The 20,222-nt window shown below is 61.6% G+C and carries 20 protein-coding genes; 16 read left to right on the plus strand and 4 right to left on the minus strand.

The window, feature by feature from the left end:
- Positions 1-140: 140 nt before the first annotated feature.
- The 4 genes from V7714_RS13590 to V7714_RS13605 all read left to right on the plus strand — a co-directional run bounded on the left by V7714_RS13590 (position 141) and on the right by V7714_RS13605 (position 4,588).
- Positions 141-1,382 carry an ABC transporter substrate-binding protein gene (locus V7714_RS13590; protein ID WP_335710221.1) on the plus strand — a complete coding sequence of 414 codons (1,242 nt, stop codon included), beginning with the start codon at positions 141-143 and terminating at the stop codon, positions 1,380-1,382.
- Between the two features lie 248 nt (positions 1,383-1,630).
- On the plus strand, positions 1,631-2,542 hold the full coding sequence (locus tag V7714_RS13595; RefSeq protein WP_335710222.1) for a carbohydrate ABC transporter permease: 912 nt from the start codon (positions 1,631-1,633) through the stop codon (positions 2,540-2,542).
- Positions 2,535-3,407 carry a carbohydrate ABC transporter permease gene (locus V7714_RS13600; protein ID WP_335710223.1) on the plus strand — a complete coding sequence of 291 codons (873 nt, stop codon included), beginning with the start codon at positions 2,535-2,537 and terminating at the stop codon, positions 3,405-3,407. The genes V7714_RS13595 and V7714_RS13600 overlap by 8 nt, the downstream gene beginning before the upstream one ends.
- A 68-nt stretch (positions 3,408-3,475) precedes the next feature.
- Positions 3,476-4,588 (plus strand): ABC transporter ATP-binding protein, encoded by a 1,113-nt coding sequence (locus V7714_RS13605; protein ID WP_335710224.1) that lies wholly within the window; start codon positions 3,476-3,478, stop codon positions 4,586-4,588.
- Between the two features lie 127 nt (positions 4,589-4,715).
- On the opposite strand, the gene V7714_RS13610 is transcribed toward V7714_RS13605, so the two are convergent.
- The 3 genes from V7714_RS13610 to V7714_RS13620 all read right to left on the minus strand — a co-directional run bounded on the left by V7714_RS13610 (position 4,716) and on the right by V7714_RS13620 (position 7,772).
- Positions 4,716-6,020, minus strand: coding sequence for an amidohydrolase family protein (locus V7714_RS13610; protein ID WP_335710225.1), 1,305 nt, complete (start codon positions 6,018-6,020; stop codon positions 4,716-4,718).
- 221 nt (positions 6,021-6,241) lie between these two features.
- Positions 6,242-6,898 carry an amino acid ABC transporter permease gene (locus V7714_RS13615; RefSeq protein ID WP_335710226.1) on the minus strand — a complete coding sequence of 219 codons (657 nt, stop codon included), beginning with the start codon at positions 6,896-6,898 and terminating at the stop codon, positions 6,242-6,244.
- An 88-nt stretch (positions 6,899-6,986) separates the two neighbouring features.
- The gene (locus V7714_RS13620) at positions 6,987-7,772 is read right to left on the minus strand and encodes a transporter substrate-binding domain-containing protein (protein WP_335710227.1); all 786 of its coding nucleotides are present in this window, start codon (positions 7,770-7,772) and stop codon (positions 6,987-6,989) included.
- Between the two features lie 648 nt (positions 7,773-8,420).
- Between V7714_RS13620 and yaaA the strand changes: the two genes are divergently transcribed.
- A complete protein-coding gene (gene yaaA / locus V7714_RS13625; RefSeq protein ID WP_442891166.1) occupies positions 8,421-9,257 on the plus strand; it encodes a peroxide stress protein YaaA in 837 nt (278 codons plus the stop codon).
- Between the two features lie 5 nt (positions 9,258-9,262).
- Here the strand turns inward: yaaA and V7714_RS13630 are convergent, their stop codons facing one another.
- On the minus strand, positions 9,263-10,099 hold the full coding sequence (locus tag V7714_RS13630) for a PhzF family phenazine biosynthesis protein (protein ID WP_335710228.1): 837 nt from the start codon (positions 10,097-10,099) through the stop codon (positions 9,263-9,265).
- A gap of 108 nt (positions 10,100-10,207) precedes the next feature.
- On the opposite strand from V7714_RS13630, the gene pcnB reads away from it, so the two are divergent.
- The 11 genes from pcnB (at position 10,208) to V7714_RS13685 (ending at position 19,746) form a co-directional block, all read left to right on the plus strand.
- Positions 10,208-11,545: a polynucleotide adenylyltransferase PcnB gene (gene pcnB / locus V7714_RS13635; RefSeq protein ID WP_335710229.1), complete on the plus strand. Its 1,338-nt coding sequence runs from the start codon at positions 10,208-10,210 to the stop codon at positions 11,543-11,545.
- Positions 11,542-12,024 (plus strand): 2-amino-4-hydroxy-6-hydroxymethyldihydropteridine diphosphokinase, encoded by a 483-nt coding sequence (folK, locus tag V7714_RS13640; RefSeq protein WP_335710230.1) that lies wholly within the window; start codon positions 11,542-11,544, stop codon positions 12,022-12,024. Before pcnB ends, folK begins: the two co-directional genes overlap by 4 nt.
- Positions 12,021-12,683, plus strand: a complete 663-nt coding sequence (locus V7714_RS13645) for a DUF2238 domain-containing protein (RefSeq protein ID WP_335710231.1) — start codon at positions 12,021-12,023, stop codon at positions 12,681-12,683. The genes folK and V7714_RS13645 overlap by 4 nt, the downstream gene beginning before the upstream one ends.
- A 17-nt stretch (positions 12,684-12,700) precedes the next feature.
- Positions 12,701-13,339 (plus strand): deoxynucleoside kinase, encoded by a 639-nt coding sequence (locus V7714_RS13650; protein ID WP_335710232.1) that lies wholly within the window; start codon positions 12,701-12,703, stop codon positions 13,337-13,339.
- A 429-nt stretch (positions 13,340-13,768) separates the two neighbouring features.
- Positions 13,769-14,560, plus strand: coding sequence for a 3-methyl-2-oxobutanoate hydroxymethyltransferase (gene panB, locus V7714_RS13655; RefSeq protein WP_335710233.1), 792 nt, complete (start codon positions 13,769-13,771; stop codon positions 14,558-14,560).
- A gap of 121 nt (positions 14,561-14,681) precedes the next feature.
- Positions 14,682-15,518 carry a pantoate--beta-alanine ligase gene (gene panC, locus V7714_RS13660; RefSeq protein ID WP_335710234.1) on the plus strand — a complete coding sequence of 279 codons (837 nt, stop codon included), beginning with the start codon at positions 14,682-14,684 and terminating at the stop codon, positions 15,516-15,518.
- A complete protein-coding gene (locus V7714_RS13665; protein WP_335710235.1) occupies positions 15,511-15,981 on the plus strand; it encodes a GNAT family N-acetyltransferase in 471 nt (156 codons plus the stop codon). Before panC ends, V7714_RS13665 begins: the two co-directional genes overlap by 8 nt.
- Before the next feature lie 172 nt (positions 15,982-16,153).
- Positions 16,154-17,053 carry an oxygen-dependent coproporphyrinogen oxidase gene (gene hemF / locus V7714_RS13670; RefSeq protein ID WP_335710236.1) on the plus strand — a complete coding sequence of 300 codons (900 nt, stop codon included), beginning with the start codon at positions 16,154-16,156 and terminating at the stop codon, positions 17,051-17,053.
- A gap of 135 nt (positions 17,054-17,188) precedes the next feature.
- Complete coding sequence (locus V7714_RS13675) at positions 17,189-18,085, plus strand: substrate-binding domain-containing protein (protein WP_335710237.1); 897 nt, start codon at positions 17,189-17,191, stop codon at positions 18,083-18,085.
- A 4-nt stretch (positions 18,086-18,089) separates the two neighbouring features.
- A complete protein-coding gene (locus V7714_RS13680) occupies positions 18,090-18,863 on the plus strand; it encodes a hypothetical protein (protein WP_335710238.1) in 774 nt (257 codons plus the stop codon).
- A 7-nt stretch (positions 18,864-18,870) separates the two neighbouring features.
- Complete coding sequence (locus V7714_RS13685) at positions 18,871-19,746, plus strand: AEC family transporter (RefSeq protein ID WP_335710239.1); 876 nt, start codon at positions 18,871-18,873, stop codon at positions 19,744-19,746.
- Positions 19,747-20,222: the final 476 nt, after the last annotated feature.

Here is a 20,222-nt window from a genome sequence, read left to right on the forward strand (position 1 = left end):
TGCGCTTTTATGGTGCAATGCAATATTGAAACTTACTGAAAACTTACAAAAATCCTTCACAAAGCTTACATGCGTAGTTATATTTCGCTCCAGTCGTGTGCATGACGCAGCCGACCTAATTCAAATAAGGAGTGAGACAGATGCAACCTCGTCGCCTGACCCTGGCATTGGCCGCCGCCTGTGTGCTTTCCCTCCCAGCCTCTGCCGGTACTGTTGAAGTGCTGCATTGGTGGACTTCCGGTGGCGAGGCCAAGTCCGCCGCTGAACTGAAGAAAATGATAGAGGCCAAGGGCCATACCTGGAAGGACTTCGCCGTGGCCGGCGGTGGTGGCGACAATGCCATGACCGTGCTGAAGACCCGCGTAGTATCGGGCAATCCACCCGTGGCTGCCCAGGTAAAGGGCCCTGCCATCCAGGAATGGGCTGCCGAAGGCGTATTGGCCAATCTGGACGGTGTATCGGCGACCGAGAAGTGGGACACCCTGCTGCCGCCCGTGGTGGCCAATGTGATGAAGTACAAGGGCCATTATGTGGCCGTGCCGGTGAACGTGCACCGCGTCAACTGGATGTGGGCCAATCCTGAAGTATTCAAGAAGGCTGGCGTGCAGCCGCCCAAGACCTGGGATGAGTTCCCCGCCGTGGCCGAGAAGCTGCAGAAGGCCGGCTTCATTCCGGTGGCCCATGGTGGCCAACCCTGGCAGGACAATACGGTATTCGAATCCATCGCCCTGGGTGTGGGTGGTGCCGACTACTACAACAAGGCTTTTGTGAAGCTGGACCCGGCGGCCATCAACAGCGCCACCACCATCAAGGCCTTCGATACCCTGCGCATGGTGCGCAAGTATATGGACAAGGACATGCCGGGCCGCGACTGGAATCTGGCGACGTCCATGGTGATCAACGGCAAGGCTGCCATGCAGTTCATGGGTGACTGGGCCAAGGGTGAGTTTGCCGCCGCCGGCAAGAAACCCGGTACCGATTATCTCTGCCTGGCTGCACCGGGTACGGCCAATGCGTTCACCTTCAATATCGACTCGTTCATCGTCTTTGCGCAGAAGAACAAGGATCTCAAGGCGACTTCCGACTTTGCCTCGACGGTGCTGTCCACGCCTTTCCAGGAAGTGTTCAACCAGAACAAGGGCTCGGTCCCGGTGCGCCTGGGGCACGACATGAGCAAGTTTGACGATTGCGCCAAGAAATCGGCGGCCGATTTCGTGGCTTCCAACAAGTCGGGCGGCCTGGTGCCTTCCTTTGCCCATCAAATGGCCCAGCCATCCGCCGCACAAGGTGCTATCCAGGATGTGGTGTCGAGTTTCATGAACTCGAACATGAGCAGCAAGGATGCCGTAACCAAGTTGCTGGCTGCCGCCAAGAAGCGCTAAGCACCGCAACGCTGGGCCTGCTTGGCAGCGCCAATCAGGCCTGGCCAGTGCTGCACCACCCGCAGCGCTGGTGTTGTGCCGGGCTGCCGTGGGCGAGCGTCTCGCTTTGCCCTGCGGCCAGACCTGTGCCTAATAAGTACAACAAGCAGTAAATAACTCGCGCCAGCGAGGAGTGAACGCTCCGGCAGGCCTGTACGGCTGCCGGAGTCCCCTACCCGCTGTCTTTCCAACCTGCACAAGGAGACGCCATGACTGCTTCCCGTCAAGGCGCACCCGGTTTTTCGATAAGCCGGCTCGCCGATGTGATCCTGCCCAAGCTGGTGCTGGCCCCTACGGTGCTGGCCTGTTTGATCGGCTTTTATGTATTCATAGGCTGGACGGCCTGGTTGTCGTTCACCGAATCCCGCCTGCTGCCACGCTATGAATGGGCTGGCTTTGTCCAGTATGTCGAGCTGTTCGGCAATGAGCGTTGGTGGGGCGCCATGCAGAACCTGGGCATCTTTGGTGGCCTGTTCATCTTGGTCAGCCTGGCCCTGGGCCTTTTGATGGCCGTGCTGCTGGATCAGAAGATCCGGTTTGAGGGCGCCATCCGTACGCTCTATCTCTACCCCATGGCGCTGAGCTTCATTGTGACCGGCACCGCCTGGAAATGGATATTGAACCCAGGCCTGGGCCTGGAAAAGATGGCGCATGACTGGGGTTTTACCGGCGTCACCTTCGATTGGATCATCAACCCCGATTTCGCCATCTACACCGTGGTCATTGCCGGTGTATGGCAATCCTCAGGCTTTGTGATGGCCTTGTTCCTGGCGGGCTTGCGTGGGGTGGACGACAGCATCATCAAGGCGGCGCAGATAGATGGTGCCTCCCTGCCAACCATTTACACCCGCATCATCATCCCCAGCCTGCGGCCGGTGTTCCTGAGCGCTTTCATGATACTGGCGCATATCGCGGTCAAGAGCTTTGACCTGGTGATGGCACTGACCGGCGGCGGCCCCGGTTTTGCCACTGATCTGCCATCCATCTTCATGTACCAGCACGGCTTTACCCGGGGCCAGCTTGGCCTGGGTGCCGCCAGCGCCATGATGATGCTGTTCACCGCTTGCGCCGTGGTCATGCCGCTGCTGTATTCCGAACTGAGGAGGGAGCGTCGTGGCTGATTACCCACAATCCCTGCAGGCGAAGCTCATACGCTTCGGCATCTATGCCGTGCTGGTGCTGATGGCTTTATGGTATCTGGCACCGCTGTACGTGATGCTGAGCACCAGCTTCAAGACACTGGATGAAATCCGCGCTGGCAACCTGCTGTCGTTGCCAGGCTCTTTCAGCCTGGATGCCTGGAGCGCTGCCTGGTCCACTGCCTGTACCGGGGTAGAGTGTGGCGGCATGAAGCGCTATTTCGCCAACAGCCTCACGATGATGATACCGGCGGTGCTTATCTCCACCCTGGTGGGGGCCTTCAATGGCTACATCCTGTCGATGTGGCGATTCAAGGGCTCGGACATGTTCTTCATGGCCTTGCTGATCGGCACCTTCCTGCCCTTCCAGGTGGTGATACTGCCCATGGCCCAGGTGCTGGGCTGGCTGGAGCTGGAGAACAGTACCGGTCGGCTGGTGCTGGTGCATGTGATCTATGGCCTGCAGTTCACCACGCTGTTCTTCCGCAACTACTACGTGACGGTGCCGGGCGAGCTGGTCAAGGCGGCGCGCATAGATGGCGCAGGTTTCTTCCGCATCTTCTTCAAGATACTGCTGCCTATCTCGGTGCCCACCATCATGGTGTGCCTGATCTGGCAGACCACGCAGATCTGGAACGACTACCTGTTCGGCGTGGTGTTCAGCTCGGGCGAGGGCCAGCCCATGACGGTGGCGCTCAACAACCTGGTGAACACCAGTACCGGCGTGAAGCAATACAACGTGGACATGGCCGCCGCCATCATCGCGGCCTTGCCTACCCTGCTGGTGTACATGGTGGGCGGCAAATATTTCGTGCGCGGGCTGACTGCCGGCGCGGTAAAGGGCTAACCGAGGACAGGCAGGCGGCGCCGGCACCATGCAGGCGCCTAACCTGACCCGCCTCGCGGAGAATCGACATGGGCGCACTCAGCATACGCAACGTCAAGAAGAGCTATGGCAACACCCACATACTCAAGGGCATAGACCTGGAGATAGAGAAGGGCCAGTTCCTGATCCTGGTCGGCCCCTCTGGCTGTGGCAAATCCACCCTGCTCAATATGATCGCCGGCCTCGACGACATCACCTCCGGCGAGATCGCCATCGGTGACCGGGTGGTCAACAAGCTGTCTCCCAAGGATCGCGACATCGCCATGGTGTTTCAGAGCTATGCGCTGTATCCCAATATGACAGTGCGCAAGAACATCGCCTTTGGCCTGGATATCCGCAAGGTACCCAAGCCCGAGCAGGAGGAAATCATTGCCCGGGTGGCCAAGACCTTGCAGATAGAACATCTGCTGGACCGCAAGCCCCTGCAGCTGTCGGGTGGTCAGCGCCAGCGCGTGGCCATGGGCCGGGCACTGGCCCGCAATCCCACCCTGTTCCTGTTTGATGAACCGCTCTCCAACCTTGATGCCAAGCTGCGGGTGGAGATGCGCTCCGAGATCAAGCTGCTGCACCAGCGCCTGGGCACGACCATTGTGTACGTGACCCACGACCAGATCGAGGCGATGACACTGGGTGATCGCATCGCCGTGATGAAGGATGGCGAAGTGCGCCAGTTCGGCTCGCCCCAGCAAATCTACGACGCCCCGGCCGATCTCTATGTGGCAGGCTTTATTGGTTCGCCATCGATGAACTTCATCCCGGTGCAACTGCGCGAGGAAGATGGTCACGCTGTGGTGGAACTGGACAATGGCCGTGCCGTGCAGGCGGTCAGACTGAGCCCCATCAGCGATAGCCAGCGGGCCTTTGTGGGCAAGCAGGTGATATTGGGTATACGGCCAGAGCAACTGACCGACCCCGAAAGCGCCCACAGCGAGCGCGGCAATCTGCAGACCCTGCAGGCTACCGTAGCCATCACCGAACCCACCGGCCCCGATACCCTGGTGACCGTCACCTTCAACGGCATCAAGACCGTGGCCCGCTGCCATCCCCGCGCAGCCGGCGCGCCCGGCCAGCAGGTGGAACTGACGCTGGACCCCACCAAGGCGCTCCTGTTCGATCCGGCCAGCGAGAAACGCCTGGCCTGATCACTACCGTGTTTTACTTAGGGTCTCACTTCGGGGGCGCATCGCAAGGTGCGCCCGTTTTTTTGGATAACCTCAGGCCTGGTAGGTCAGCAGCGCTTGCTGCGGCAGAACGGTATGCCATGCCATCCTATTCCAAGGCGGCGCCCTGGGCCTTGAGCCCGTCCATGATCTGCTGCTTGGAGCGTGCATAGGAGGTGGATCTTGCTTGGCGCTTCAGCTGTGCGATGCGCTCTGGCCCCAGCCATTTCCCTGCAACGACCAGCCCGGTGAGGGATCGCAGGCTGCTGATATCCAGGCTGGGGTCGGCTTGGACAAGGATCAGGTCAGCCAAGTACCCCTCCTTGATCTGCCCCAGTTGATGGCCCATGCCCAAAACCTCGGCCGGATGCCGGGTAGCGGTTTGGAGGGCCTCAAAGCTGCCCAGGCCGGCGTCCGTCAGCAGTTTCAGCTCCTCAATCAGCGAGATGCCGGGTACGTTGGTAAAGATGCCGGCATCGGTGCCTGCCAGCAGCTTCACGCCTTCTTCATGGAAGATTCTGGTGGCCTGCGAGTAAAAGGCATCGTGCTGCGCCCGCTCTGCTGGAGCAGTCGTGGACCATTGCTTATAGGCAGGCTGTTCCAGCGCCGAGATGAATGGATTCAGCCACGCCACGCCTGGGCGCCGCAAATACCGGCCACGGCTTTGGGCAACCAGTACCAGGTTGCGGTGCGCGATCAGCGTAGGGGTAACCGCGATGTGGCTGGCGGCTATCTCCTTGGCAAGAATGCGAGCCTTGCCCTCATCAAATTCGTCATGCAGCGCGTGCCAGACAATACTTTCCATGTGCTCGATGGAGACCAGGGGGTCTTGGAGCATCTCGCGAAAAGGGATCTGGAATGGCTTGCGATGCGGCATGCCGGGCTCGCGTAAGCCTTCGGGCGTGTGGCCCATGATAGTCATGCCCAGCCGTTGGCTTTCCTCGACTATGGCGCGATAGGCTTCCCTGGACAGGTTGGAGTAGACCTTCAGGTGGCGGTAGCCCTGCTGGTGCTGGGTATGCACTGCTGCCCGGGCTTCGGCCGCCGTGCTGACGATCTGGTGGTTGGGTTGGGTATTCGGTCCCTGTCCATTCAGTATCGGGCCGGTGGTAATCAGGCGTGGCCCTGCCAAGCAGCCGGTATCGATCGCGGTGGCGTAGGCGAGATGGAAAGGCATGCCCGAGGCATTGCGGATGGTGGTGACGCCTGCGGCCAGGTAGGCCGACAGTTCTGGTTTGTCCCAGACGTGGACATGCATGTCTGTCAGTCCAGGTAGCAGGAAGCCGCCCTTGCCATCGATGATGCGAGCGCCTGGCGGAACCGAGATGGCAGTGTCTGGTGCTACGCGGGCTATCCTGCCGGCCTGTATCAGCACCGCATGCTGTTCAAGCACCTCGCGCTTGTCAGCAGTCATGGGCAGCAACTGGATGTTCCGGATCAGCAGTGGGCGCGCCTTCGAGGCCTGGGCGGGACCTGCAGTGCATGCGCCTGCCAAGGTTGGGAGGCTGCTGAGGCTGCCGATCGATAAGACGATGAGCCAGTTGATCATGCGTAACATTGCGTCGGGTTTTCCGTGATGTTGATGCGCAGCTGGTTACCTGTTGAATTTGTTTTTGTGCGCAGATGCGGGGGGAGCTAGTACGCCCGCGCCAGCCTTTGCTCCAGCTTGCGTTGCAGCCGTTCCAGCAGGGCGCTCAAGGCCCAGTAGATGGCGGCGGCGGCCAGGTAAAGCGGCAAGGGCTGGAAGGTGGTGGAGATCAGCTCCTTGGTGGCCAGCATCAGCTCGGTGACGGCGATGACCGAAACCAGCGAGGTGTCCTTGATCAGGCTGATCAGGGTGTTGCCCATGCTGGGCAGGGCCAGCCGCAAGGCTTGGGGAGCAATGATATAGCGCAGGCTTTGGGCCCGGCCGAACCCCAGGCTGCTGGCGGCCAGCCACTGGCCCTGCGGCACACCGTTGATGGCCCCGCGCAGGCTTTCGGCCAGGTAGGCACCCGCATTGAGGCTGAGCGCCAGTACGCCGGCGGTGAGTGGCTCGAACTGTATGCCGACGCTGGGCAGGCCGTAGTAGATGACGAACACCTGCACCAGCAGCGGCGTGCCCCTGAAGGCGCTGACATAGGTATCCAGCAGGTATTGCAGCCAGCGCGGCCCCAGCAGGCGCAGGGTGGCGACGATACTGGCCAGCAGCAGGCCGCCCACCATGGCTGACAGGGCAAAGACCAGGGTCCAGCCGGTGGCCTTGAACAGGATGGGGGCGGCATCCAGCAGTAGGGTGTAAAGCTCAGTCATTGTGGTAGTGGGGTCCATTCAATGGCAGGCGGCCGCCAACCTGTCGGTTGCGGCCGCCGTGCCGTGCCAGCGCTGCTACAGCATAGTATCAACTGGCGCCCAGTGGCCGGCTGACATCGCGCTCAAAGTACTTGATCGATATCTTGCGGAAGGTGCCATCTGCCTTGATATCGGCCAGGGCCTTGTCGAGCGCTGCGCCAAACCGTGGGTTGCCCTTGAGATAGGGGATGGCACTGCCTTCAACCGAGCCGACGCCCGCGCCTCCCTTGAGTGGTAGCTTGGCCTGCTTGACCAGGTAGGGCACCAGCAGGCTGTCGTTCAAGGCGGCGTCCACCCGGCCCAAGGCCAGATCCTGCAGGTATTCGGCGGCGCTGGGGTAGGTCTTGACCTCTACGCCCTCGACAGCCTTGGCCAGGTCGGCATAGTTGCTGCCTTGGCCTACGCCCAGCTTTTTGCCTTTCAGGTCGGCCAGACTCTTGAACTGGCGCTTTTCGTCCTTGCGCACGATCAGCTGGGCGCTGGAAAGCGTGTAGGGCTGGGTGAAATCGAAAATCTCCCGCCGCTTGTCGGTGGCCGATACCTGGTTGACGATCACATCATATTTACCCGCTTGCAGGCCGGCCAGGATGCCGCTCCATTCGCTGGTGATGAACTCAGGCTTGAGCCCCAGCTTCTGCGCCAGCGCGCGGCCGATTTCCACATCGAAGCCGTCCAGCTCGCCCTTGCTGTTCTTGAAGTTGAAGGGCGGATAGGTGCCTTCCAGGGCGATTTTCAGCGTGCCGCGCTGCTTCACGGTATCGAGCAGATCGGCAGCGCCAGCGGTAGCGGCCAGGGCGACCGCCAGCAGGGTGGTAAGGAAAGTGCGCTTGTTCATATGCTGTTCTCTCTAAGAGCCTGTTTACGATTTTTTCGCCCCGTCGTTCCGGGCAGTGCCGGATAGCGGACAAGGCACAAGCCGCGCCGCGGTACGGGTACCGCAAGCGGCTTGTAACGCCGGTCGCTGCCGGTAATGCCCGGAACCCGAAGGGCTGGACTGGAAAAGGGTCATGTACTGCGTTGGACTCCTTGGTAATAACCGGTTATTGCCTGCGTCGCCCGCCTTGTACCTGACCCTTTTCCGGTCCAGCGACGGGGTGAAAAGATCGTGAACAGGCTCTTAGGGTGGCAGTGATATATCAGGGTGTTGGGGGCTTGTGGTATGCGTTGCCTGACTGTGTTGGCCAAGCATAAGGGACATCTTAAACTGTATAAAAAGTTATATAAAATGAATTTTTAATTCATTTTGTGAATATCAAATCTGACCGATGCTAGATCCCAGGTGCTGCATCGGCACCTAGCCAGAACAGCGACGTGAGCGGCCCGGGCACTGTCAGAAAGATTAGCCCAGTTTGCGAGCGCAAGATCACCTACCGCGTCGGGGGGGGGGCGGCATCTCCTCCCGGCCCCGTCACTCCTGGGGGCGGGAGGGGCAGGTGGCCCAGAGCCAGCCTGGGAACCCGGCGTCGCTGGGGATATGGGCCGCATGGCCGGCCAGCCGCAGGTAAAATACGGTTTTCGCCCCGATTGCTGCCTGCCCATGCTGTTTGTCATCTCGCCTGCCAAGACCCTCGATTACGATACCCCTGCCCATATTGCCAAGTTCACCACGCCTGCCTTTACCGAACAGTCGGCCGAGCTGATTGCCTTGCTGCGCCTTAAGACGCCGGCAGAGATTGGCAGCCTGATGGCTATCTCCGAGCCGCTGGCGGCGCTCAATGTCGCGCGCTACCAGGCCTGGCGGCCACGCTATACCGCCCACAACAGCAAGCAGGCGATACTGGCATTCATGGGTGACGTCTACGAGGGCCTGGATGCGGCCAGCCTGGATGCGGCTGACCTCGATTACGCCCAGCGGCATCTGCGCATCCTGTCTGGCTTGTATGGCGTATTGCGGCCACTGGATCGCATGCAGGCCTACCGGCTGGAGATGGGGACGCGGCTGGCCAATCCGGCGGGCAGCAATCTGTACGCCTTCTGGGGCGACCGCATTACCGAAGCCTTGAACAAGGAGCTGGCGCACGACAAGCCAGCCGTGCTGGTCAATCTGGCCAGCGACGAATATTTCAAGTCTGTCCGGCCCCGCCACCTGAAGGCCAGGCTGGTGGAGTGTGTGTTCGAGGACCGCAAGGGCGAGCAGTACAAGATCATCAGTTTCTACGCCAAGCGGGCCCGCGGCCTGATGGCGCGCTATGCGCTGACGCGCCGCATCAGCACGGTGGACGGGCTGCGTGATTTTGATGTGGAAGGCTATCGCTACGAGGCGGCACTAAGTCAGGAAGACCGGCTGGTGTTCCGCCGTGATGCGCCGCCTGCGCGTTGACGCCGTTACCAATGCAGCTCGCCGCTCCCTAGCTCCACCACCCTGCCTCCCACGTAGATGCGCTGGTCGGCTACCTGCAGGCGCAGTACATTGGGGCGTCCCATGGCGGTGCCCTGGCGTATGGTGGCATTCAGCGCTGCGCCGCCCTGGGTAGCCAGCCACCAGCCGCCCAGGTTGGCGGCGGCAGAGCCGGTGCCGGGGTCTTCGCTGATGCCGGTATCGGGCGTCCAGAAAAAGCGCGACTCGAAACCCTCGTCGGTGCGGGCAAACACATAGATCTTGGCTTTGCCGTCGGCATTGGTGCAGTAGCGGCGTATCAGTTCGCTATCGGGCCGGCAGGCCTGTACTGCGGCCACTGAGTTGAGCTGCAACATGGGCTGTTCGTTGCCACAGCTTACCCACAGGCCAGGGCCGGCGATGGCCGATGCCGGCAGGCCCAGCATGGCGGCCAGTTGGGTCGGGCTGGCCTCCAGCGGGCGGTTGACTGGCGGCATGGCTTGCAAGGTCCAGCGATCACCGTCTGCCAGGACCGGGATGATGCCTGCCTGCATCTCCAGCGTGATGGCGTCGCCTGTACCCAGCAAGGCTCTGACCACCTGGGCGCTACCCAGGGTAGGGTGGCCGGCGAAGGGCATCTCATAGCCTGGGGTAAAGATACGCACCCGGGCGGTGGCCTGGGTGGAAGGCAGAATAAAGGTGGTCTCAGACAGGTTGAACTGGCGGGCGACCAGTTGCATTTCGGCATCGGACAGGCTGCTGCCGTCCTCTATCACCGCCAGGGGATTACCGCCAAACGGGGTCTCGGCAAACACGTTCAGCAGGCGATAGCGTATTGCGGGCATCAAACACTCCTTGGCAAGGTGTCCAGGGGACAAAATAGTTCTTCACAGGCGAGAGCACGCTTGGCCGTATAATCGGGCTTCCCGAAGCGCTAACCCTCGAATAACACAATGATTCGCAAACTGATCGGTCGCGTACTTAAGCTCAAGAAGCGTCATGGCGGCGGCCGCGTGGTAATCCCCCTCAAGCGCCACGGCATACGCCGTAACCGCTTGCCTTCCTTTGCCCTCAAGACCACGGACCAGCTGCAGGCAGCCGGCTACGAGGCCTTCATCGTGGGTGGTGCCGTGCGCGATCTCTTGCTGGGCAAAGACCCCAAGGACTTCGATGTGGCCACCAATGCCACGCCGGAGGAGGTCCACAAGGTGTTCCGCCGCTCACGCATCATCGGCCGCCGGTTCCGGCTGGTACATGTACTGTTCGGCGACGAAGTGGTGGAAGTGTCCACTTTCCGGGGCAGTGGCGAATCGTTGACCGACGAAGCTGGCCGCATCATTCGCGACAACACCTGGGGTAGCCAGGAGGATGATGCCAAGCGCCGTGACTTCACCGTGAATGCGCTGTTCTACGACCCGAACCGGGAAGAGATCATCGATTACCACGGCGGCGTGGCCGATATCGAGAAAAAGCGCATGACCATGATAGGCACGCCAGCCGTGCGCTACCGCGAAGACCCGGTGCGCATGCTGCGTGCGGTACGCCTGGCTGCCAAGCTGGGTCTCAGCATTGATGCCGATACCCGCAAGCCCATACGCGAGCTGGCCTCGTTGCTGGAGAACGTGCCGTCCTCGCGGCTGTTCGACGAGATGCTCAAGCTGCTGTTCAGCGGCCAGAGCTGGGCCTGCCTGATGCAACTGCGCGACGAAGGCCTGCATCATGGCTTCTTCCCGCTGCTGGACAAGATGATGAAGGCCCCCCAGGGCGAGGCTTTTTTGCGCAACGCCCTGGAGAATACTGACCGCCGTATCCGCGAGGACAAACCGGTATCGGCAGGCTATGTGTTTGCCGCCTTGCTGTGGTTGGAAGTGCTGGATAACTGGGACAAGCGCAAGCAGGCCGGCGAGAAGGCCATGCTGGCCTTGTTCTCGGCCATTGATGAAGTCGAGGCCGTGCAGGAAGAAAAACTGGCCATTCCGCGCCGCTATGGCACGGCCATGAAGGAAATCTGGACCCTGCAGCCACGCTTTGAGCAGCGTAGCGGAATCAAGCCTTTCCGTTTGCTGGAGAACCCGCGCTTCCGTGCCGGCTATGACTTCCTGTGCCTGCGCGCCTCGGTGGGTGAGGTGGACAAGGAGCTGGCCGATTGGTGGACGACCTTTCAGCAGGCCGATAGCCAGGCCCGCGAGGCCATGCTGGTGCGTCCGCAAGCGGGCGAAGGGGCCAACAAGAAGCGTCGGCGTCGGCGCAGTGGTGGCAAGGGCGAGGCCGCGGCGGATAACGCCCAGTGAGCACGCTTGCCTATATCGGCCTGGGGGCCAACCTGGGCGACGCAGCCGCCACGCTGGAGGCTGCCATGCAGCGCCTGGGCAGCCTGCCCGGCACCCGGCTGCTGCAGCGATCCTCGTTCTACCGCAGTGCCCCGGTGGGCTATCTTGACCAGCCGGACTTCACCAACGCGGTAGCCGCCATCGAGACCGAGTTGGCGCCGCATGCGGTGCTGGATGGCCTGCTGGCCATAGAGCAGCATTTCGGCCGCCAGCGCAGCTTTCGCAACGCACCGCGTACGCTGGACATGGACCTGCTGCTGTATGGCGAGACGGTGTGCCACGACGACAGACTGACCTTGCCGCATCCGCGTATGGCGGCGCGGGGTTTTGTCATGTTGCCCCTGCTGGAGATTGCACCGACCATACAGCTACCCGGACTGGGAGACGGCGCTGCCCTGCTGGCGAAGCTGGATACCTGCGACCTGGAGAGGCTGGCATGAGTGGCAAGCGCAGCCTGATGGGCATGACGCTACTGGTATTCGGGCTCAGCTGGCTATACCCCCTTTGGCCACGTGAGCAGGCCTTGCACAGCAGCCTTACGGTGGTTGGGCTGATACTGCTGTACTGGCATGATAGGCGTGCGGCCATGACGGTCCGGGCCTATGCCTTGGTGTGCCTGTTTATTGCAGCACATTGCCTGGCGGCACGCTGGCTCTATTCGAATGTGCCGTACGACCGCTGGATGGACGCCATGTTCGGCTGGTCGCCAGGCCAGGCTTGGGGCGTGACGCGCAACCATACCGATCGTCTGATCCACCTGCTGTACGGCGTGTGCCTGACGCCCGCCCTGGTGGAGTGGCTGGCCCGGCGCTATGCCATCGCCTGGCGGCAGGCCGCGCAACTGGCGGTGTTGCTGGTGGTGGTCAGCAGCGTGGCCTATGAATGGTTTGAGTGGCTGATTGCCATTACGCTGTCACCGCAGGATGCCGAGGCCTACAACGGGCAGCAGGGTGATATGTGGGATGCACACAAGGATATGTTGCTGGCGACGATAGGGGCGCTGTGCTGGTGGCCCTTCTATCGACACCATGAGGAAACGGGGTATACCCGCAGATTGGCGCCTACAGCAGGCGGTGAGCGGGTACTTGCAGCCAGGTGATACCAGGAGAGCTGGGCATGGGTTTGGAGCGTTACCGTTATATCGTCGTGGAAGGCCCCATAGGCGTAGGCAAAACGACCTTGGCCCGCAAGCTGGCCGAGCGCCTTGAATCCAATCTCCTGCTGGAGGAGCCGGATGCCATTCCCTTCCTGCCCAAGTTCTACCAGGATATGCAGCGCTACGCGCTGCCCACCCAGTTGTCGTTTCTGTTCCAGCGGGTGGAGCAGGTGGAGAGCCTGACCCAGATAGACCTGTTCGGCGGCCAGACCGTGGCGGATTTCCTGTTCGACAAGGATCCGTTGTTCGCCGAGTTGATACTGAGCGACGATGAATTCCGGCTGTATGCCGACATCTACCGCCATCTGCGGGTGAGGGCGGCGACCCCCGATCTGGTGATCTACCTGCAGGCTGACGTCGATACCCTGATCAGCCGGGTACAAAGCCGCTCGCGTGACTACGAGGCCAAGATACCTGATGGCTATCTGCGCCGGTTGACCGAGCGCTACAGTCGTTTCTTCTATGACTATACCGAGGCGCCGGTACTGAGCGTCAATACCGAGAACCTCAACCTGGCCGGCAACAACGACGATTTCCAGCTCCTGCTGGATCGCATTGCCGGCATGCGCAGCGCACGCGAATACTTCAACAAGGCCTAGCTTGCTGTCTGCTTTTCGCCCAGGTAGTGGCGGGAAAGCAGCCATAAATAGCGGCGGGCCGGCAACCGCGCTGGGCCAAGGTTGAGTCTTGCCAGCAGTTTGGGCTATTGTTGCGCCGCATCGAAAGCGTGCGCACCTGGTGGTGTGCCATCAAGCGACCTAAATGCTTGAATCGGCAGGCTGGACAAGATGGCGTTGACAGTCGACACTAGGCAAGCAAGCGCTTGATTGCAACTTGGTGGTGCATGGCAGCAGCCCGAATGGGGTTGCAGGGTGTTGCCCTAAGCCCCTGTTTCCAAGCATGGCCGCCATTGTCATGCGCGAGGCGGCGGGCTTGGTGGAGCAGGCCCGTATGTTGCGCCGCTGCAAACCTAATATATTGCGCCCTGCCGTATCCAGGCGGGGCGAGCAGCCCAAGGACCTAAGCATATGAAGATCACCGTATCCACGCTACAGAAGCTCAAGCAGGAAGGGCAGAAGATCACCATGCTGACCTGCTACGACGCCAGCTTCGCCAGCATGATGGCCGATGCCGCAGTGGAAGTGCTGCTGGTCGGCGATTCGCTGGGCATGGTGATACAGGGCGAAAGCTCGACCCTGCCGGTCAGCCTGGAGCAGATGGCGTACCACACCCGTTGCGTGGCCAAGAATGCCAAGCAGTCGCTGGTGCTGGCTGATCTGCCGTTTGGCGCCTACCAGGCCAGCCCGCAGCAGGCCTTTGAGGCATCGGCCAAACTGATGGCGGCCGGCGCCGAGATGGTCAAGCTGGAAGGCGGCGAGTATATGGCGGAGACGGTGCAGTTTCTGGTGCAGCGGGGTATTCCGGTATGCGCCCATATCGGCCTCACCCCCCAATCGGTACATATGTTTGGCGGCTTCAAGGTGCAAGGCAAGACCGATGCGGGCGCCGAGCAGCTGAAACGCGATGCCAAGGCGCTGGAAGCGGCCGGTGCCGCCATGGTGCTGATGGAGATGGTGCCGGCAACGCTGGCCCGCGAAATCACCGAAAGCCTGCATGTGCCCACCATAGGCATAGGCGCCGGTGTCGACGTCGATGGCCAGGTGCTGGTGGTCTATGACATGCTGGGCGTCTATCCCGGCAAGAAGGCCCGCTTCGTGAAGAACTTCATGCAGGGCGTCACCAGCATCCATGGCGCCATCGAAGCCTATGTGCGCGAGGTCAAGGGCAAGACTTTCCCGGCGCCTGAGCACACGTTCTGATGGTTCCAGGGCTGGCGGCCCACGCTGCCAGCCGCTCGAGCACGCTGCCAGTCAGCTAGCCTGACATGCCCTGCGGGTGCCGGGCCTGCCCTCAACGCACTTTCTACAGTCCACCGAGATCATGCAGATATTCACTACCGTTGCTGAATTCAGGGCCTGGCGCAAAACCGCCGGCCAGGTCGCTTTCGTGCCCACCATGGGCAACCTGCACGAGGGCCATATCTCCCTTTGCCAGGCCGCCAAGGCGCGGGGGGGCAAGGTGGTGGTGTCCATCTTTGTCAACCCGCTGCAGTTTGGCCAGGGCGAAGACTTCAACACCTATCCGCGTACCTTCGAGGCAGACTGCGACAAGCTGGTCGCTGCCGGTGTGGATGCACTGTTCCATCCCACGGTGGATCAGCTCTACCCGCGTACTGAGCAGCAGTACAAGGTGGAACCGCCAGCCATACAGAATGAGCTGTGCGGCCAGTTCCGCCCTGGCCATTTTCGTGGCGTCGCCACCGTGGTGACCAAGCTGTTCAATATCGTCCAGCCCGATGCCGCCATGTTTGGCAAGAAGGACTACCAACAGCTCAAGGTGATAGAGGGCATGGTGGCCGACCTCGACATGCCTATCGAGATCGTACCGGTGGACACCGGCCGCGCCGACGATGGCCTGGCGCTGTCCTCGCGCAATGGCTATCTCACCGCCGAGGAGCGGGCTGAGGCGCCCAGGCTCTATCGCAACCTGATAGCCATCAAGACGGCGCTGGAAGCCGGTGCCACGGATTTCGTGAAGCTGACAGAAGCGGCACGGGCAGACCTGGAGAACCACGGCTGGCGCGTGGATTACGTGGAAATACGCGATCAGCAAAGACTGGAGCACGCCCGCCCCGGCGACCGCGAGATGGTGGTGCTGGGCGCCGCACGCCTGGGCAAGCCCAGGCTGATAGACAACCTCGAAGTGACCCTTGGCTGAGCCTGCCTTCACGTTAAGCCGTCTGGCTGCTGCTGATAGCGCGTGTGTGGCGGCGTTGGCTGCCGTGTTCCTGGCCAGCCGCCGCCAGGCCATGCCCTGGTTGCCGGAGCTGCATAGCGAGGCAGAAACTCAGGCCTATCTGGCCGGGCTGCCGGCGGAGCAGCATGTCTGGCTGGCGCATGATGCGGCGGGCTGCCTGGTAGGCTTTATCAGCTTCGATGCGCAATGGGTGCACCACCTGTATCTGGCACCTGCGGTGCAGGGGCAGGGCTTGGGTGCGCAGTTGTTGGCACAGGCGTTGGCCGATGGGCAAGCGCGCCAGCTTTGGTGCTTTGCAGACAACCAGCGGGCACGGCGGTTTTACCAGGGCCAAGGCTTTGTGCAGATCGATGCGACAGATGGCGCAGGCAACGAGGAGCGTACCCCTGATGTTCTGCTGCAGCACCCCGGAGGCGGGATATAGCGCTGTCGACCGAGCAGGCAGCAGCTTGGTGCGGTAGCCCAGCCCGGCGGTGTAGGGCAGATGGTCCGCAGCCGGTCGGCACGGCAAGCCTGCATACCAGGGACGGCCGGGTTGGCTGGCGGTACTTATTGATAGATGTGGCCCCCATGTGGCCGGATACTGAACAGACACCATGAATACCAGCCCTATCAAAGACTATTTTCTCGATCTGCAACAACGCATCGTGAGTGCCATGGAGGCGGCCGATGGCCAGGCCTTCCTGCGCGATGAGTGGACCCGGCCAGCCGGTGGCGGTGGTATCAGCCGCTTGCTGGAAGGGGGCGAGCTGCTGGAGCGCGGTGGCGTGGGATTCAGCCATGTGATGGGCGACAAGCTGCCGCCGTCTGCCAGCGCACACCGGCCTGAGTTGGCGGGGCGCGCCTGGGAGGCCATGGGCGTGTCGCTGGTGTTCCATCCGCTCAATCCCTATATCCCCACCGTACACATGAATGTGCGGATGTTCCGCGCCTACCAGGCCGGTGAACCCGATGTGTTCTGGTTTGGCGGCGGTATGGACCTGACGCCCTATTACGGCTTCGAGGAAGATGCTGTGCATTTCCATGCCACCTGCCGTGATGCGCTGCAGGCTTCAGGCGACGACAAATACCCGCGCTTCAAACAGTGGTGCGATGAGTATTTCTTTCTCAAGCATCGCAACGAGCCTCGGGGCATAGGCGGGGTGTTTTATGACGACTTTGCTGAGTTGGGCGAAGCGGGCAGCTTTGCCATGACGCGTGCTGTGGGCGACGCTTTCCTGACGGCCTACCTACCTATCGTCGAACGCCGCCGGCAGATGGCCTACGGCCCGCGCGAGCGTGATTGGCAGGCCTACCGGCGCGGCCGCTATGTCGAATTCAATCTGGTCTGGGACAGGGGTACGCTGTTTGGCTTGCAATCGGGGGGGCGTACCGAGTCCATCCTGATGTCGCTGCCGCCGGTGGTGAACTGGCGCTATGACTATCACCCAGAGGCCGGCAGCGCGGAGGCGGCGCTATTGAGCGATTTCCTGATCGGGCGTGACTGGCTGGCATGAGCGCCGCTTTTGAGCTTGCTCAACAAGTCTGGTGATACTGGTCAGTAAAACGACGGTGTTCTGGCTAAGCTGAGTGGAGTACGGCTTTAAGGAGATACGACCATGATGTCGCCAAGACGATGGCTGTGGGCACCCATGCTTTGCCTAGCCCTTTCGATGCTGTGTGCCCAGGCGGCTGATCTACCGCGTGTGGGCTTGGTCATGAAGTCGCTGGCCAACCCATTCTTTGTGGCCATGGCGGAGGGCGCCAAAGCCCATGCGCAGTCGCACGCGGGCAAGTACACCTTGGTGCTGACAGGTATTGAGAATGAAACCGACAAGGCCGGGCAGATACGGCTGGTCGAGAAAATGATCTCCGACAAGGTCAGCGCCATCGTGATCGCCCCTGCCGATTCGCGTGACCTGGTGCCGGTGGTGCGCAAGGCGCTGGCGGCGGGCATTCTGGTGGTCAATATCGATAACAAGTTTGATGACCGCGTGCTGGCTGAGCAGGGCATCAATATTCCGTTTGTGGGTCCGAGCAATCGCCAGGGGGCGCGTGAGGTGGGGGCGTACTTGGCACGCCAGCTGAAACCTGGCGATAAGGTCGCCATCATCGAGGGTATCTCCAGCACCACCAATGCCCAGGCGAGGACGGCGGGTTTTCGCGAGGCCATGGCGAGCGTGGGTGCAGATGTAGTGGCGGTTCGCAGCGGCCTGTGGGAAACCGCGCCAGCCCAAAAGCTGGCGGCTGATTTGCTGAAAGCCCATCCCGACCTGAAGGCCTTGCTTTGCGGTAACGACAGCATGGCGCTAGGCGCGGTTGCCGCCGTGCGTGCCAGCCAACGCCCGGTTGCCGTGGTGGGTTATGACAATATCCCGGCAGCTGCGCCATTGCTGGCTAGTGGCCAGTTGCTGGCAACTGCCGACCAGTACGCTGCCCAGCAAGCGGCATTTGGCATCGACCTTGTGCTGAAAGCCATACAGGAGAAGACCGAGCAGGCCTTGTTGCCGGCCATGGTGCAAACGCCTGTGAAACTGGTGGTCAAGTGACGTGATGCGCGCTGCAACCTATCTGCAGGCGCTATTGGCCCTGACGTGCTGGGGCTTGCTGCAGGCTGCACCGGCTGGTGAGCCGGTCAACGTCATGGTGGAACCCTACCCGCCCTTTGTGATCGAGGGCGGTGCTGTGCCTGCCGGGCCTTATGTCCAGGCCTTTAGGCAGTTGGCCGCAGCCCAAGGCGTGGCCGTGAACATGCAGCTGGTGCCCATACGCCGTGCGCTGCTTACGGCCGAAAAGACGCCGGGACATTGCGTTTTGGCGCTGAACTACGCCGCAGAAACCACCGAGGTGCTGCTCTATCTTGGCCGGGTGGCACCCATGTATGTGTGGGCCTATGCCAAGCAGGGCTGGTCGGGGAGTCTGACCCGTGTGGGCGACCTGAAGCGCTATCGGGTCGGCGCCATCGACATGGCGGAATTGAGATTGTTGCTGGAGCAGCAAGGGGTAGTCTACGAGCCCTTGCAGATCAGCGGTAAAGGGGCCCAGATGCTGGCGGCCGGTAGATTCGATGTATTGCTCAGCGATATCGGCCCCGCCCTGGAGACGGCCAACAGCGTTGCACCGCTGGAGCGGCGCCTGGTGGTGCTGCGGGCGGAGCGCTGGCTGGCCTGCCACCCCAAGACCAGCCCCGTGGTGGTGGCTAAACTCAGGCTTGCGCTGCGTGAAGGCCTGTTCGCCCAGTCGACGGAGGCCATCTGGGCTCGGCATGGTCTGTCTGATTACTATCAACAAGTGCGCCGAGAATGGCCTGGCGCCATCAAACCCTGAGTATTACGTGCTGCTTCGCATCCTTGCCATCATCACCCCGGTACTGCTGATCGTGCTGGTGGGTTACCTCTACGCCCGCCGGCACAAGCCGGATCTGGCGGCCATGAATACCCTTACCATCGAGTTGCTGGCGCCCTTGTTGGTGTTCTCGGGCCTGACCTCGCGCGATTTTGACCTGCTGGCCAACCGCTGGTTGCTGCTGGGGGGTGCGCTGGTGGTGTTTGGCTCGGGGGCCCTGGCCTGGCTGGTGGCCCGCTGGCGGCGTTGGGATGCGCGCACCTTTGTGCCGCCCATGATGTTCGGCAATACCGCCAATATGGGCCTGCCGCTGGCTGTGCTGGCATTTGGGCCGGCGGCCTTGCCACCGGCGGTGGCCCTGTTTGTCATGACCAATATGCTGCACTTCACGGTGGGTACCCGCATGGTCAACCCGGCTGCCTCGCTGGGGGCCATGTTGCGCAGTCCCATGATACTGGCCTCGTTGGCGGGCATAGCCTGCAACCTGGCGGGCCTGCACCTGCCGGAGTGGTTGTCGCTGCCTATCAAGCTGCTGGGTGAGGCGGCCATCCCGCTGATGCTGTTTGCCCTGGGTGCTCGTATGCTCGATATCAGCCTGGCAGGTTGGCGGGTAGGCATAGTCGGGGCGGCGTTGGGGCCGCTGGCCGGCCTGGCCATGGCCTGGCTGGCGGCGCAGTTGCTGCCTTTGCAGGGTATGGCGGTGAGCCAGCTCTATGTGTATGCGGCACTGCCACCGGCCGTCATGAACTTCATGATTGCCGAGCGCTACCAGCAGGAGCCGGACAAGGTCGCCTCCATCGTGCTGCTGGGCAATGTGGCCAGCCTGCTGTTCGTCCCCCTGGGTCTGGCGCTGGCGTTGGCGTAATGGCTAGGGCAACTTGTCCATACATTGCCGTAATCCCGGATTGTGCCCATGTTGTCGCGGCTTGGTCACTACATGAGGGGTGATGTCGCGCTTTCGTAATAATCTGTCGATGTGTTGAAAATATTTGACAGTTATATTGACGTAAGTTGTTGATTAAAAACAATTCGTGCGGCGCACAAAACCATTGCGCCGGCCGCCCTCGCTCCGCTAGAATCGTTCAAGCCTGTCAGAACCACACTTGGTTCGGCAGGCTTTGTTTTCGAAGCGCTTGGACGGCTGTTTCCGCCATCCTCTCCGCAGTTGCCTCCCCATGCCGCGACACCCGCGCGGCACACGCCGCCCGGCAGAGTGACCCTCGCCGGGCCGGCCGCAACGCCACACCAGCGTGTTTCCACGCCGGCCGGAACCAAGCGCCACTCCCCAAAAAAAGGGGCCGCGTCAGCATGTTGCCGCCACAAGCGGCTCGCATGAACGAA

Origin of the sequence: Chitinimonas sp. JJ19 (assembly GCF_036961565.1) — a bacterium.
GTDB lineage: Bacteria > Pseudomonadota > Gammaproteobacteria > Burkholderiales > Chitinimonadaceae > Chitinimonas.